Genomic DNA, 13,005 nt, shown 5'->3' on the forward strand with positions numbered 1-13,005 from the left:
TGGATACTAAGCTTATTTTAGCTATACCTTGCTTTCTTTCGCAGTTTGTGCTTGCTTAGCTCCTGTTGTATCTCTGCGCACAACGCGTGCCATCAACTCGGCTTCGCAAACCATTTTGCTGCCCACAAAGGCTGTTCCTTTCATTTCTACTATGCCCCTACGAACGGGAGAAAGCAGCTCCATTTTTAAGATAAGCGTATCGCCCGGTACAACTTTCTGCTTAAATTTTGCCTTGTCTATTTTTAAAAAATAGGTGTCGTAGTTTTCCGGATCGGGGTATTCGCGCAACACCAAAATACCGCCTGTTTGCGCTAGTGCTTCTATTTGTAATACTCCAGGCATTACCGGATTATCGGGAAAATGACCTTGGAAAAATTCTTCATTAAAAGTTACATTTTTTACACCCACTACTTCCTTTTCATTCAGCTTAATAATTTTATCTACCAAGGCAAAAGGATAACGGTGCGGCAGCATGCGTTTTATCTGCACCGAATCGTAAATGGGCGGTTCGTTTACATCGTATTCCGGAGCATCGTCTAGCAAACGAGCCTTTTTGATGTATGCTTTTATTTTTTTTCCAAACTCTATGTTGGATTTGTGCCCCGGGCGGGTGGCTATTATTTGTGCATTAAACGGTATGCCTACCAATGCCAAATCGCCCATAATATCTAGTAATTTGTGGCGGGCAGGTTCGTTGGCATGGCGTAGCTTTACATTATTGAGTATTCCTTCTTCTACTACTTTAATATCCGGTTTTTGAAAGATTGCCGCTAAGCGGGCAACTTCTTTTTCTTCAATTTGTTTATCTACCACCACAATGGCATTGTTTAAATCTCCGCCTTTAATAAGTCCTGCATCTAGCAGCATTTCTAATTCGTGTAGAAAACAAAAAGTGCGTGCGCTGGCAAATTCCTTTTTAAAATCGTTGAGGTGGTCGAGCGATGCGTGTTGCTGGCCAAGAATTGGCGATTGGTAATCTATCATTGCCGTTACGCGATAATGGTCGCTCGGCATAGCAAGCATTTCTACTCCGTTTTCCTTGTCTATATATGAAATCGGATTTCTTAGTTCAAATACTTCGCGCAGTTCGCTTTGTTCTTGCAGTCCGGCACTTTCCAAGGCCTCAATAAACGGTGCTGAACTTCCATCCATAATGGGAATTTCCATTCCGTTCAATTCAATTAAAAGATTATCTATTTGCAAGCCAAGGCAAGCTGCCATGAGGTGCTCTACGGTGGCTACTTTAACTCCGTTTTTATCTAAAGTGGTTCCTCTATCTACGCTTACTACCAAATCTACATCTGCTGGCACAATTGGTTTTTCGGGCAAATCTATCCGCTGAAACTTAATGCCGTGGTTGGGAGCTGCGGGAAGAAAATTGATGGTAACGTGTTGCCCGGTATGTAAGCCCACTCCGGAGATTGAAACGGCTTTCTTAATTGTTTGTTGATTGGTAGAGTTCATTACTAATATGTATAGATAATTTTGTTTAAAGCCTAAAAATAGCCACTGCAAACTTATCTATAATTTACGGAAGATGAACTATTGTTGTCCATTCAGCTTTTTCTCTAACTGCGCTACCTTTTTAATTAGCTCCGGCAATTGCTTGAGTGCTGCCAGTTGGCGATAGTGCTCGCGTGCATCCATTGCCGGTGTACCCGAAAGTCCTTTGTTGGGTTCCTCAACATTTTTTATTACTGCTGCCTGCGCTTGTATTTTGGTACCATCGGCAATTACCAAGTGTCCGGTAATGCCGGCTTGGCCGCCCACCATATTATTTTTACCTATTTTGGTACTTCCCGAAACGCCAACCAATGCTGCCATAACGGTGTTTTCGCCTACTTCTACATTGTGTGCTATTTGAATAAGGTTATCTAACTTCACACCATCTTTAATAAAAGTAGAACCGAGAGTAGCCCTGTCTATACAAGTATTGGCACCAATTTCTACATCGCTCCCCACAATTACATTTCCTACATGGTGAATTTTTTGATAGGTGCCATCGGGCTGTGGCGCAAAACCAAATCCATCGGCACCAACAACGGCTCCCGAATGAATAATGGTGCGCTCGCCCACCACACAATGGTGATATACTTTTGCTCCGGAATATAACACTGCATTGTCGCCTATTTCGCAATAATCGCCTATAAAAACATGTGGATATATTTTTACGTTCTTGCCTATTTTTACATGGTTGCCCACAAAGGCAAATTCTGCAATAGATGCACCTTCGCCCACGGTGGTACCTTCGCCCACGCGACTCCATTCTGCAACACCATTTTTACCTTGAGCACTCTGGCTATACAGCGAAAGCAAAGTAGATAATCCCAAATATGGATCGGCAACCCGAATAATTGCCGCCACATTTTTGCTTTTTACCACTAAATTTTCGTTTACGATAAGTGCGGCAGCTGTTACATTTTCGGCATATACCTCGTATTTAGGATTGCTGATAAACGTAAGAGAAGCGGTATCGGATTCTTCTATTTTAGAAAGTTTTGAAACCAACGCATCGGGGTTTCCTTCCAGCTTTCCATTAATTACCTCGCAAATTTGGCGAGCAGTGAATTGCATAAGCGTGTTGTATAATTTTTACCCGACATAAGTAAACGATTTTTTTCAAAAAAATTATGTGCCTCGAATTATATTACTGTTGGCACGGTTTTAAAACAACAATATTTCTGTATAGCTTTTCGTATTTACAACAACTTATATCTTCGCCAGTAAAATTATGTAGTATGAAAAAATTCTTATTTGCTTTAGTAGTATTAGCTATTGCTTTTCAAGGCTGTAAAAAAGATGCCGATAATTGGGTGGGAACCTACAACGGACAATCGGGGCAAAATATTCAACGTGTAATTATTAGTAAGGCAAGCAACAGCACATTAAAGGTTGAACTGCAAAGCGTGTTGGGTTCTTTATACCTTACTTATGCCGTTATTGATGCTGCAAAAATTACTTCGGCTACCAACGTAGAAGTAGATGAAGACGGACAGCTTGCCGGAGATCCTGCTACTTACAAGTTTAAAGGCACAGCAACCAGAAACGGCAATTCTATTTCAATTTTGGGCAGCGCTACCAACAAAAACAACGCCAGCGATGTAAAGTATTATTCATTTAACGGAACTAAATAAATTTATAGCAATGCCACACTATATTAAACGAGGCGAAATTCCCCGCAAAAGACATACTCAGTTCCGCAAACCCAACGGTGGTTTATACGCAGAGCAATTGGTAAGCACCGAAGGTTTTAGCGATGTGTATTCGCTAATTTACCACACATATCCGCCAACGGTAGTAACCCAAATAGATGAACCAATAAATGTAGCACCTAGGGTTTCTAACAATAAAAATATGCAAAACCGTTGCTACAAAGGTTTTAATATAAAGCCCGAAAACGACTTTTTAAAAAGCCGCAAACCTGTTTTGGTAAACAACGATTGCCATGTTATTTTAGCTGCACCCACCAAAGGCACCGAAGGCTATTTCTATAAAAATTCCGGTGCCGATGAAATGCTTTTTATTCACGAAGGAAAAGGTGTTCTTAAAACGGTTTATGGTGAACTGCCCTTTAGTTATGGCGATTATTTAATAGTGCCGCGTGGTACCATTTACCAAATATCCTTTGAAACCGAAAACAACCGCCTGCTTATAGTAGAAGCCTTTTCGCCCTTCCGCTATCCAAAAAGATATTGCAACCATGCCGGGCAATTGTTAGAGCATTCTCCTTTTTGCGAGCGCGATATTCGAGAGCCGCAAAACTTAACCACCCACGATGAAAAAGGCGATTTTTTAGTTTACATTAAACGAGATAATTTGCTGTATCCGTACCACTATCAATATCATCCATTTGATGCCGTAGGTTGGGATGGCTGCCACTATCCTTTTGCCTTTTCTATTCACGATTTTGAGCCCATTACCGGAAGGGTGCACTTGCCGCCTCCTATTCACCAAACTTTTGAAGCACACAACTTAGTGATATGTAGTTTTGTGCCACGCAAATACGACTACCATCCGTTGGCAATTCCTGCGCCATATCACCATAGCAACGTAGATAGCGATGAAGTGCTTTATTATGTAGATGGCGATTTTATGAGCCGTAAGCATGTAGAAAAAGGAATGATTACCGTTCACCCAATCGGTATTCCGCACGGTCCGCATCCGGGTGCAGTAGAGCGCAGTATTGGCAAAGAAGCCACACAAGAGTTGGCGGTTATGGTAGATACTTTTAAATCGCTCTGGATTTGCGAAGATGCACTCCCAATAGAAGATGCCAATTACTACAAAAGTTGGATGGACTAAAAAGCCGATGCAACAACAGTATATTTAAAATCAAAGCTCCCAAAAACAAAAAAGCCGATGAAAATTCATCGGCTTTTTGCTCCCCCTCTTGGGCTTGAACCAAGGACCCCATGATTAACAGTCATGTGCTCTAACCAGCTGAGCTAAGGAGGAATTCCTTTTTTAAGGACTGCAAATGTATAATTCTCCAATAAATCTCACAATCTTCGCGCACGAAAAAATATTAACGTATAAAAAATGAGTTTACTTACCGTAGGCACCGTTGCCTTTGACGCCATCGAAACACCTTTTGGAAAAACCGATAAAATAGTGGGCGGAGCCGCTACCTACATAGCTTGGAGCGCTTCTTTCTTTTCAAAAAAAGTAAATATTGTATCGGTAATCGGAGACGATTTCGATATGAACGAACTAGATTTGCTTAAAGAAAGAGGCGTAGATATTTCGGGTATTGAAATTAAAAAAGACAAAAAAAGTTTCTTCTGGAGCGGTAAATACCACTTGGATATGAACACCCGCGATACGCTTACAACCGATTTGAATGTATTGCTTGAGTTTAATCCCGTAATTCCTGCCGCTTACCAAAGCAGCGATATTCTTCTTTTAGGAAATATTGATCCCAACCTCCAACTCAATGTGCTGAATCAATTAACCGCTAAGCCCAAGTTAATTATTCTCGACACCATGAATTTTTGGATGACACCAACATATAAATCTAAGCTGCTGGAAGTGTTGCAAAAAATAGATGTGCTTACCATTAACGATGCCGAAGCCCGCGAACTTTCCAATGAATATTCTTTGGTAAAAGCTGCCAAGAAAATTTTAGAAATGGGGCCACGCTATTTGGTAATTAAAAAAGGCGAACACGGTGCGCTGCTCTTTCACGAAAATAATGTGTTTTTTGCTCCTGCGCTGCCGCTCGAAGATGTTTTTGACCCTACCGGAGCTGGCGATACTTTTGCCGGAGGTTTTGCCGGATACTTAGACAAAACCCGAGATATAAGTTTTGAAAATATGAAGCGCGCTATTATTTACGGCTCTGCCATGGCTTCTTTTTGCGTAGAAAAATTTGGTACTGAAAAACTAAAGGAACTTACACACGCCCAAATTGAAACGCGTGTAAAAACCTTTATAGAACTAGTACAGTTCGATATAATTTTAGAAGACTAGTAGGTTTTACTTTACGGCAACTATTGCTGAGGGCTTCGTGTCTTTTGGCGTATCTTTTGTAGATTTTACAAAGCCGGATAGCAATGCCAATACAAAGGCAATAAAAAGTGGAGTAGCAATCTTTCTCATAGGTTTCGGTTTTGGTGAATTACTGTTTCTTTTCACCCAACACCGCGCCAATTGTCAAAGTAAAAAATTTGATTGAGAAGGATTTAAATAGTTATACTCTTTTTTGAACCGTTTTGTTTCAAAAAAATTATACTTCTTCTTCATAATTCAAATCTGTGTGGAATGTTTCTTTCATGCCATACAAAAAGAAAAACGAAATACACAAACACATTACACCCACAATGGTTGCAGCGGTAAGTATGTTGGTTTGTGTTTCAAAAAAGCGGAACAGCGCAATAATCAACACCAATGCACCTCTTACAAAATTGGGAACCGTAGTGGTAACGGTTGCCCGCAAATTGGTTCCAAACTGCTCTGCGGCAATGGTTACAAAAATTACCCAAAATCCGGTAGAAAATCCCAATGCAAAACAAAGCGCATACAGCATGTTGGCACTTATTCCAAAAGCGTTTAAAAACACCATTATGCTTACTGCAGAAAGCGCCAAAAAAATAAACATTACTTTTTTTCGGCTCTGCAATATTTGACTCAATAAGCCGCTCACCAAATCGCCCGCAACCAAACCTCCATAAGCAAACATAATTGCATTGCCCGCGCTTACTTGTTCCGAAATGTTCAATGCCTGCGCAAACTCCGGAGAAAAAGTAACTAAAATACCTACCGTAAACCACGTGGGAAAACCAATGCAAATACACCGCAAGTAGCGCAAAAAACGCTTGCTGTTTGTAAATAAAGCCAGGAAATTTCCTCGCGAAATATTCTTGTTTTTCGATTGCTGAAACATGCCGGATTCTGCCACTCCAACCCTTAGCAGCAACAATGCCAAGCCCAAACCACCACCAATAAAGTAACACGTTCGCCAATCGAAAATTTTTGCAATAACGCCTGCAACTATTGCCCCCGAAAGCCCAACCACTGCCACTATCATGGTTCCTATTCCTCTCTTTTTTGCAGGCAAAATTTCTGATACCAAAGTAATGCCCGCACCCAATTCGCCCGCCAATCCTACACCGGCAACGAACCGCCACAGCGCGTAACCTTCTACCGATTGCACAAAACCATTGGCAATGTTGGCTACCGAATACAAAAAGATTGAACCAAACAACACGCTCAGCCTACCGCGTTTATCGCCCAATATGCCCCACAAAATGCCGCCCAGCAGCAAACCAAACATTTGCACATCCATTAAATGCAAGCCTATGTTTTTAAGTTCTTCGCCTTCAAAACCCAGCGACTGCAAACTTGCTACGCGCACTATACCAAAAAGCAGTAAATCATAAATATCTACAAAGTAGCCCAGCGAAGCCACTATTACGCTCGCAGAGAGCAGTTGGTTGTTTTCTACCTTCATCCGTTTTTATACTTACACGAATTAAAAAAAATTGTGGCAGCAACTTCAACTCAATTCATTTTTAAAATGTAGGTTTGGCTCACACATTATCAAATTAAAAAAAATGAATCCTTTGGTAGGAATAGTGATGGGCAGTCAAAGCGATTTGCGCATCATGCAAGAAGCGGCCGATATACTACACGAACTACAAATTCCTTTTGAACTAACTGTTGTAAGTGCGCACAGAACTCCGCAGCGCTTAATGGATTATGCCTCTGCTGCCGCAGCACGCGGCTTAAAAGTGGTAGTAGCCGGAGCCGGAGGCGCAGCACACCTGCCCGGCATGATTGCTGCGGTAACTGCTTTGCCTGTAATTGGCGTTCCGGTTAAATCTTCTAACTCTATTGATGGGTGGGATTCTGTACTTTCTATCCTTCAAATGCCGGCAGGAGTGCCGGTGGCAACCGTAGCTTTAAACGGTGCCAAAAATGCCGGATTACTGGCAGCTCAAATTATTGGAGCCAACGATGCCGAACTTTACAAACGAATAGAAAACTATAAAAAACAACTGGCAGAAAAAGTGCTTCATTCTGTTCGTGAATTAAAAATTGCCGGCTATACAAATGATTTTGACGAATAACAACTCCTCCTCTTTTAAGCAACTTAGCTTATTGCTTTTCTTCTTACTTTTTTCGTTTGCTGTTTTGGCTCAAAAACCCAAATTGCTGGCGGGGCCTGTGGTTGGCTCTGTTACCGCCACTTCTGCCAAAGTGTGGATCGGCTATACCGGAAAAGGAAAAAATGCACTGCTTTTAATTGATACTGCCGATAAAAAAATTCACTACCCCATTTCTGAATCGCACATCACCAATGCCAAAGGCGAAGTGGCGCTTACCATGCTGTTTGAAAATTTGCAACCCGGACACTATTACCACATACTCATTGAAATTGATGGGTGGGGTAAGCAATTAAAATACGGTTTCCAAACCCTGTTGGATGAGCCTGTAAAAGACTTCAACTTTTTGTTGGGTTCTTGCCTATTGCTGCAAACAGATATTTTACGCATTGCGTATCCCGGTTTTAAGCATTTTATTTTAAACAGAATGCGCCAAAAAAACAGCGATTTTATGTTGTGGACGGGCGATAATGTGTATATGCTTTGGAAAGACCACTCCAGCTACGACAATATGTTTAAACGCTATATGAAAATGCGTAAACAGTATAAAAAACTCACTCGCTTTTTAGCCCATCAACCCAATGTTGCCGGATGGGACGATCACGATTTTGGACCCAATGATGCCGGCAGCGATTGGCACCTCAAAGATTCGTCCCTGAAAGTATTTAAAGGCTTTTGGCCCAACACTTATCCCGATAATCCATCGCTGTATGGCAATTATTTTAAGTACAGTTACTACGATGCCGATTTTTTTATGGCAGATAACCGCTACTTCCGCGGAACTCCGGGAGATACCACTGCACCATTTTTAGGCGAAACTCAAATGCTGTGGCTTAAGCAGCAACTGCTTGCCAGCGAAGCCACTTTTAAATTTATTGTTATTGGCACACAAGTAATTAGCGAAATGGGGTTTGGTGAAAAGTATGTGGATTATAGCCGCGAACGAAGAGATCTGCTCGATTTTATAGCTCAAAACAATATTAAAGGCGTTTTGTTTTTAACGGGTGATATGCACTTTACCGAACTTTGTAAAAAAGAATGGAATGGCTATCCAATGTACGATTATTCTTGCTCACCACTTACCGCCCCCGCTCTTCCGGTACGCCTAGTAGGCTTAAATAAAAACCCGCTGCGTGTAGAAGGCACCAAAAAGCAAGGACACAATTTTGGGCGTATTTCCATTAGTGGCGAAAAAGGCAATAGGCTTTGCACCATAGAAACTTTTAAACGAAACGGAAAAAGGAAATGGATATATTCCATTAACCAAAACGAACTTTCGGTAAAATAATGTTCAGTTATTATTTGCTATTCCCTTGGTTGTGGTTGCTCTCCAAACTTCCACCCGTAGCGTTGTTTGCCATAGGCGATGGCATTGCTTTTTTATTGAACCATGTTTTGAGCTACAGAAAAAAAACCGTGCGCTCCAATCTTCAAAAAGCCTTTCCCGAATTTTCGGAAGAACGCATACAAAGTACCACGCGCGATTTCTATAACATTTTGGGCGAGCGCATTGCCGAAAGCATTATTGCTCTTTCGGTTTCTAAAGAAACCATACTACAACGCTGCCCGGTAAAAGACCTAGGCTTGGTGAATAAATGGAGCAGCGAAAACAAAAGCATAGTAGCGCTTTTGGGCCATAGCGGCTCTTGGGAATGGGCTGGCTTAACCGCCAGTATGGTAACAGATTACTCCAAAGTATTTGCTCTCTATAATCCACCCAATAACCACTATTGGAACAAGTGGATTAAACAAAGCCGCGAACGGTTTGGCATGCAACTGGTAAGTATGCGTGGCAAGGGTTTTATTCAATACTATAAAGAGAAACAAAGCAACAAAGCACTTCATTTATATGTGGCCGACCAATCGCCCAGAGGCTTACATGGCGCGGTGTGGTGCGATTTTTTAAATAGCCGTTTACCCTTCTTTTCAGGAGCAGCACGCTATGCGGTTGCTAATAATTACGAAGTGCTTTTTGTAAAAGTAATACGCCAAAAAAGAGGTTTCTACCAAATCGAAACTATTCCTATTACCGATGGCAAAACTGCACTTTCGGCTTCTGAAATCACCCTGCGTTTTGCAGCATTATTGGAAGCACAAATAAAGCAATCACCTGCCGATTGGCTTTGGAGCCACAAACGTTGGAAACACGAGGGCAAAGAGAATATTTCTGTATAACTAAAAGGCTTCTTTCACTATATACTCGGAGGCTATGCCCAGTGTTGCCAACTGTTTTTCTACGGCTTCCATCATTGGTGGCGGCCCGCAGAGATAAAAATACTGTATGCCGTTGGTAAGATGTGTTTGTAGAAGTTCCGGTGTAATAAATCCGTGGTGATAGCCTTCGCACTCTTCTCCGGAGAGCACATTGGTAAAGTTTGCTCCCAATAATTTTTGAAGCGGTTTTTCCAGTATTATATCTGCCCTTGTTTTATTGGCAAAAATCAATTGGTTGTTGCCAAGCTTTTGCTCTTTTTCCAAATTTTTCAGTATGGCAATAAACGGTGTAATGCCTGCACCGCCTGCAATAAACACGCCTTCGCCTTTGTAGTGTATATCGCCAAACACATCGCCCACTAGTAGTTCATCGCCCTTTTTAAGCAAAAGTAATTGGTTGGTAACGCCTTGGTGGTTGGGATATGTTTTAATAATAAATTCTATTTGATTGTCTTCGGGTAGAGAAGTAAAAGTAAATGCCCTTAGCTCGTTTTTCCATGTTGCATTATTGATAGAAACATCTACCGCCTGACCCGGCAGATAGTTTAATGCTGCAGGTTTTTCGGCAACTATGTGCAGCACATCGTGGGTAAGGTTTTCTATTGCCAATACTTTAACTGCGTGGCTCATGTTGTATTGCTATTTATGATGAATGTGTGATAGAAACTCTTGCTTAACGGCTTCGTTTTCAAACTGCCCGGAATAATACGATGTAATGGTTTGGCTGTTGGTATCTCTAATTCCCCTGGCAGCTACACAGAGGTGGTCGGCTTCAATTACCACTGCCACATCGGAGTGTTTAAAAATCTCTTTCAATGCTTCGGCTATTTGCATGGTAAGCCGCTCTTGCACTTGCGGACGCTTGGCATAGTACTGCACTATACGGTTTATTTTCGATAGTCCAATTACTTGCTTTTCGGGTATGTAAGCAACGTGTACTTTCCCAATAATAGGTACAAAGTGGTGTTCGCAATTTGAGTACAGCGTAATGTTTTTTTCAATCAACATTTTCCGGTAGCTGTATTTATTTTCAAAAAGACTTATGGCGGGTTTGTTTTCGGGGTTTAGTCCACTAAAGGTTTCTTGTACAAACATTTTTGCCACGCGCTTTGGTGTTCCTTTTAGGCTATCGTCTTTTAAATCTAAACCAAGCGCTTCCATTATTTGGGTAAAATGAAATTCTATCTTGCTTATTTTTTCTTTTTCAGAAAGCTTTTCGGAAGCAGCAACTTGTGTATGTGGTATGCTGGTGGTGGTAGCTATTGTATTGGCTGTTTCTTTAAGAAAACTCATAGTTCATTTATTTTTTTCATTACGTTTTCTACCACGGCATTGCAGTAGATTAGATTGAATTCAAACACTTCGTTGGCAGAATATATTTTTTCGATTTCGCCTCTAAGCATTGCTTTTGCTCTGTTTAAGCGCACTTTTACATTGGCTTCGGTAATGCTGAGCGCTTGGGCTGTTTCTTCTATGTTCATTCCGTTTATTTCGCGCAACGAAAAAACCATTCTGTAATCGAGTGGAATTTTATTGAGTGCGGTTTCTATTACATGACCAAGTTCGCGGTTTTGTATTGTTTTTTCGGTGTCGCCTTGTGTGTATGCAAACATTGGCGTTGCTTGTTCTTTAGCTTCTTCCATTATTTCATTTTTAAAACTTGCTTTTTCTCTTTTTCTATAACAGTTGTTGAGCATTATGCGCACTATCCATGTTTTAAAGTTGGATCGACCTTCAAAATTTTGCAGGTTTTTGTAGGCATCTACAAATGTATCTTGCATTAAATCCAAGGTGTCTTCGTGATGGTAATTATACGAGCGCCCTACTTTATACAAATACGGGTTAAACCTCCTTACTATTATTTCATAAAGTGCTTTCTCGCCTTTTAGAATCCGCTCTATGATTTCGACTTCGGTATATTTTTCAAACTGCTTCATGTTTATGCGTTTGTTTTAGAAAGTTTTGCCATTGCAAGGGCTGCTATTGCCATTACTAAGTCGCGAACTGCTACATCTACATAATTAAACCCTGCCAGCAAAGTTAAGGCAATTAGTGTAAGCCAAGCTGCCACTACATATCCGCCTATTTCCGGTTTTTTGAAAACCAATAATCCGGCTACTATTTCTACCACGCCTACTATCATCATAAATGTGGCTGCCGAAAATGGTAACAGGGCTGCCATAGATGGATTTATGTATTGCTCCCACTGTGTAAGCAAATTTGTAAACTTATCTGCTCCCGCAACAATTGGAACTACTACAAAAGTGTACTTTAATAAATTGAATGCTTGTGTTTGATTTTTACTGTTGGTTTCCATGTTTTAAGTATTTAAGTTGGTGTTGAATAATTGGTGCACGCTTGGTGCATATATTATATTGGAGTAAGTACTTCTTTAAAAGGTTACAAAAAAAATTTAGTGCTGTGTTTTGGACACGTTTTTGCAACAAAAAGGCTGCCTCTATAAGAAACAGCCTTTGGGAAAAATGATTGGGCGGGTACTTGGTTGATAAGTTAAAATTTGCTTGGAAACTGCTTTGCAATTCCTTCCGATAAATCATCTGCCATTTCTAACATGTGGTTGTGTGCTTCTTCATATTTCTGAACGGCTGCGGTATAGTCTTTTTTCAATAAATCTACAGCGTATGCGGTGGTTTGGTCTATGTGCATTTTCATCATGTGTCGCATATCGGATTGTGCCCAATTGGGATTGGCAGCAGAAAGAAAATCTGCAATTTGCTCTGCATTAGCATACCAATCTGCCAAAGCAGTATTCAGTGCGGCTTGGTCGTTGTTTTTAGCTGCTGTTAATACAGGAACCGCTTTGTTTATGTGATCGGTAAGCAATGCTGTGAGCTGGTCGCCTGCGGCTTGCCCATAATATGGAACAATAGCTGCTCCAATATCTTTTTGATTTTGCAGCAATCTATTCAGCTGCGCCTGCAAACCATCAGAATTATTAAAAAATGCATCTACCGTTGAATATGTCCATTGCATATGGTCGCTCCACAGTTTTCGCATATTGCTGTTGAAGGTTTTGTAATTTGCTGTGTCTAAAGGCGAAACTTCATCTTTCTTACAACTTTGCATCATAAGCATTGGCACCAATATGGTAGTTAAAATAATGGTTGCTTTCTTCCATAAAGATGGAGCTGCTTGGCTGGTGGTGTTTTTCATTTCTATAAATTTT

Annotated in this window: 14 protein-coding genes and 1 tRNA gene; 6 read left to right on the top strand and 9 right to left on the bottom strand. The window is 40.9% G+C overall.

Going from position 1 to position 13,005, the window contains the following annotated elements; all coding sequences use genetic code 11:
- Positions 1–21: 21 nt before the first annotated feature.
- Entirely contained in the window at positions 22–1,464 is a 1,443-nt protein-coding gene (locus KF872_08850; GenBank protein ID MBX2903651.1) for a bifunctional UDP-3-O-[3-hydroxymyristoyl] N-acetylglucosamine deacetylase/3-hydroxyacyl-ACP dehydratase, read from the bottom strand.
- 78 nt (positions 1,465–1,542) lie between these two features.
- Entirely contained in the window at positions 1,543–2,574 is a 1,032-nt protein-coding gene (gene lpxD / locus KF872_08855; protein ID MBX2903652.1) for a UDP-3-O-(3-hydroxymyristoyl)glucosamine N-acyltransferase, read from the bottom strand.
- Positions 2,575–2,738: 164 nt separating this feature from the next.
- Between lpxD and KF872_08860 the strand changes: the two genes are divergently transcribed.
- Together KF872_08860 and KF872_08865 are read left to right on the top strand one after the other, a co-directional pair.
- Positions 2,739–3,134 carry a hypothetical protein gene (locus KF872_08860; GenBank protein ID MBX2903653.1) on the top strand — a complete coding sequence of 132 codons (396 nt, stop codon included), beginning with the start codon at positions 2,739–2,741 and terminating at the stop codon, positions 3,132–3,134.
- A 10-nt stretch (positions 3,135–3,144) separates the two neighbouring features.
- On the top strand, positions 3,145–4,302 hold the full coding sequence (locus tag KF872_08865) for a homogentisate 1,2-dioxygenase (protein MBX2903654.1): 1,158 nt from the start codon (positions 3,145–3,147) through the stop codon (positions 4,300–4,302).
- Between the two features lie 79 nt (positions 4,303–4,381).
- On the opposite strand, the gene KF872_08870 is transcribed toward KF872_08865, so the two are convergent.
- Positions 4,382–4,455: transfer RNA gene (locus tag KF872_08870), tRNA-Asn, on the bottom strand.
- Between the two features lie 84 nt (positions 4,456–4,539).
- Here KF872_08870 and KF872_08875 point away from each other — a divergent pair.
- Complete coding sequence (locus tag KF872_08875; GenBank protein MBX2903655.1) at positions 4,540–5,469, top strand: bifunctional hydroxymethylpyrimidine kinase/phosphomethylpyrimidine kinase; 930 nt, start codon at positions 4,540–4,542, stop codon at positions 5,467–5,469.
- Positions 5,470–5,725: 256 nt separating this feature from the next.
- Here the strand turns inward: KF872_08875 and KF872_08880 are convergent, their stop codons facing one another.
- Positions 5,726–6,949, bottom strand: coding sequence for an MFS transporter (locus KF872_08880; protein MBX2903656.1), 1,224 nt, complete (start codon positions 6,947–6,949; stop codon positions 5,726–5,728).
- Between the two features lie 103 nt (positions 6,950–7,052).
- Between KF872_08880 and purE the strand changes: the two genes are divergently transcribed.
- From purE to KF872_08895, 3 genes are read left to right on the top strand one after another with little or no spacing between them, the layout of a single operon-like run.
- Complete coding sequence (gene purE / locus KF872_08885) at positions 7,053–7,568, top strand: 5-(carboxyamino)imidazole ribonucleotide mutase (protein ID MBX2903657.1); 516 nt, start codon at positions 7,053–7,055, stop codon at positions 7,566–7,568.
- Positions 7,552–8,892 (top strand): alkaline phosphatase family protein, encoded by a 1,341-nt coding sequence (locus KF872_08890; GenBank protein ID MBX2903658.1) that lies wholly within the window; start codon positions 7,552–7,554, stop codon positions 8,890–8,892. Before purE ends, KF872_08890 begins: the two co-directional genes overlap by 17 nt.
- Positions 8,892–9,779, top strand: coding sequence for a hypothetical protein (locus tag KF872_08895; GenBank protein ID MBX2903659.1), 888 nt, complete (start codon positions 8,892–8,894; stop codon positions 9,777–9,779). The genes KF872_08890 and KF872_08895 overlap by 1 nt, the downstream gene beginning before the upstream one ends.
- On the opposite strand, the gene KF872_08900 is transcribed toward KF872_08895, so the two are convergent.
- The 5 genes from KF872_08900 to KF872_08920 all read right to left on the bottom strand — a co-directional run bounded on the left by KF872_08900 (position 9,780) and on the right by KF872_08920 (position 12,992).
- Positions 9,780–10,448 carry a flavodoxin reductase gene (locus tag KF872_08900; GenBank protein ID MBX2903660.1) on the bottom strand — a complete coding sequence of 223 codons (669 nt, stop codon included), beginning with the start codon at positions 10,446–10,448 and terminating at the stop codon, positions 9,780–9,782.
- Between the two features lie 9 nt (positions 10,449–10,457).
- Positions 10,458–11,111 (bottom strand): GTP cyclohydrolase I FolE, encoded by a 654-nt coding sequence (folE, locus tag KF872_08905; protein ID MBX2903661.1) that lies wholly within the window; start codon positions 11,109–11,111, stop codon positions 10,458–10,460.
- Complete coding sequence (locus KF872_08910) at positions 11,108–11,755, bottom strand: sigma-70 family RNA polymerase sigma factor (GenBank protein ID MBX2903662.1); 648 nt, start codon at positions 11,753–11,755, stop codon at positions 11,108–11,110. Before KF872_08910 ends, folE begins: the two co-directional genes overlap by 4 nt.
- A 2-nt stretch (positions 11,756–11,757) precedes the next feature.
- Positions 11,758–12,135 carry a hypothetical protein gene (locus KF872_08915; GenBank protein ID MBX2903663.1) on the bottom strand — a complete coding sequence of 126 codons (378 nt, stop codon included), beginning with the start codon at positions 12,133–12,135 and terminating at the stop codon, positions 11,758–11,760.
- 194 nt (positions 12,136–12,329) lie between these two features.
- Entirely contained in the window at positions 12,330–12,992 is a 663-nt protein-coding gene (locus KF872_08920; GenBank protein MBX2903664.1) for a hypothetical protein, read from the bottom strand.
- Positions 12,993–13,005: the final 13 nt, after the last annotated feature.

The organism is Chitinophagales bacterium, assembly GCA_019638515.1.
In the GTDB taxonomy this organism is placed as follows: Bacteria; Bacteroidota; Bacteroidia; order Chitinophagales; family LD1; genus UBA7692.

Bases quoted from the DNA above. Each gene is read 5' to 3' on its own strand.
- KF872_08880 (MBX2903656.1), bottom strand. From the start codon at position 6,949: ATGAAGGTAGAAAACAACCAACTGCTCTCTGCGAGCGTAATAGTGGCT.
- KF872_08865 (MBX2903654.1), top strand. From the start codon at position 3,145: ATGCCACACTATATTAAACGAGGCGAAATTCCCCGCAAAAGACATACT.
- KF872_08920 (MBX2903664.1), bottom strand. From the start codon at position 12,992: ATGAAAAACACCACCAGCCAAGCAGCTCCATCTTTATGGAAGAAAGCA.
- lpxD (MBX2903652.1), bottom strand. From the start codon at position 2,574: ATGCAATTCACTGCTCGCCAAATTTGCGAGGTAATTAATGGAAAGCTG.
- KF872_08900 (MBX2903660.1), bottom strand. From the start codon at position 10,448: ATGAGCCACGCAGTTAAAGTATTGGCAATAGAAAACCTTACCCACGAT.
- KF872_08850 (MBX2903651.1), bottom strand. From the start codon at position 1,464: ATGAACTCTACCAATCAACAAACAATTAAGAAAGCCGTTTCAATCTCC.
- KF872_08910 (MBX2903662.1), bottom strand. From the start codon at position 11,755: ATGAAGCAGTTTGAAAAATATACCGAAGTCGAAATCATAGAGCGGATT.
- purE (MBX2903657.1), top strand. From the start codon at position 7,053: ATGAATCCTTTGGTAGGAATAGTGATGGGCAGTCAAAGCGATTTGCGC.
- KF872_08875 (MBX2903655.1), top strand. From the start codon at position 4,540: ATGAGTTTACTTACCGTAGGCACCGTTGCCTTTGACGCCATCGAAACA.
- KF872_08915 (MBX2903663.1), bottom strand. From the start codon at position 12,135: ATGGAAACCAACAGTAAAAATCAAACACAAGCATTCAATTTATTAAAG.
- KF872_08860 (MBX2903653.1), top strand. From the start codon at position 2,739: ATGAAAAAATTCTTATTTGCTTTAGTAGTATTAGCTATTGCTTTTCAA.
- KF872_08895 (MBX2903659.1), top strand. From the start codon at position 8,892: ATGTTCAGTTATTATTTGCTATTCCCTTGGTTGTGGTTGCTCTCCAAA.
- KF872_08890 (MBX2903658.1), top strand. From the start codon at position 7,552: ATGATTTTGACGAATAACAACTCCTCCTCTTTTAAGCAACTTAGCTTA.
- folE (MBX2903661.1), bottom strand. From the start codon at position 11,111: ATGAGTTTTCTTAAAGAAACAGCCAATACAATAGCTACCACCACCAGC.